Source organism: Aeromonas enterica (assembly GCF_054052465.1).
The window spans coordinates 1-338 of record NZ_JBSTYL010000074.1 but is presented as its reverse complement, the minus strand read 5'-3'; the positions used below and the strand labels follow the sequence as shown (position 1 = coordinate 338).

1 pseudogene is annotated in these 338 nt (G+C 50.6%); it reads left to right on the top strand.

Going from position 1 to position 338, the window contains the following annotated elements:
- A pseudogene (locus ACW5XD_RS23960) lies at window positions 1-191 on the top strand (IS5/IS1182 family transposase); the annotation flags it as partial.
- Window positions 192-338 lie beyond the last annotated feature (147 nt).

Below are 338 nucleotides of genomic sequence, written 5' to 3'. Positions count from 1 at the left end.
ACTGGAAGCAGCAGTCCGGGTATCATCGGCGCTCATTGGCCGAGACGGCGATGTATAGGTTCAAACAATTGATGACGGGAAAAATCAGTCTGCGTAACTACAACGGACAAGTGGGAGAGATCATGGCCTACGTGTGTGCGATGAACAAACTGAATGCCCTTGGTCTGCCGGTTAGAAAGCCCCATGTGTAGCTATCACCTGGGGCTGGGGAAGTTGTGGCCTAATGGCTGATTTGGGCAACAACGCCATAAAAAAGGCTCTGTCCCAATTACGTGTTGAAAGGCTAATCTTGAAGTAGGCCATCTCCTTGAGGTCTACCATCATGGATACCCCTGCCT